This window comes from Pseudoalteromonas sp. NBT06-2 (genome assembly GCF_002276045.1).
GTDB lineage: Bacteria > Pseudomonadota > Gammaproteobacteria > Enterobacterales > Alteromonadaceae > Pseudoalteromonas.
Map to the genome: position 1 here is coordinate 1 of NZ_NQMR01000444.1, position 364 is coordinate 364.

A 364-nucleotide genomic window follows, 5' to 3' on the forward strand; every position below is an offset into this window, starting at 1 on the left:
ACCGCAGACAATGGGTTGAAGATAAACTCCTAGAATTGGCTAAGGTATTTTGTATTGAGGTGTGTGCTTATGCCGTTATGAGTAACCATACTCATGTTGTGTTGTATGTGGATGATAAAAAAGCCAATAGGCTGAATGACAAAGCCATTCTTATTCGCTGGCATAAATTGTTTAAGGGCACGTTGCTGACACAAAAATACCTGCAAGGTGAAAAGCTTAGCAAAGCGGAGTATTTCTTTTTAAATCGCACAATTGAAGAGTATCGAACACAGTTAGCAGATATTAGCTGGTTTATGCGAGTCCTCAATGAAGATATTGCCCGTAAAGCCAATCGAGAAGACAACTGTACTGGACGGTTTTGGGA

1 pseudogene is annotated in these 364 nt (G+C 40.1%); it reads left to right on the forward strand.

Annotated elements, in window-relative coordinates:
• Positions 1-364: pseudogene (locus CJF42_RS26465) on the forward strand (transposase); the annotation flags it as partial.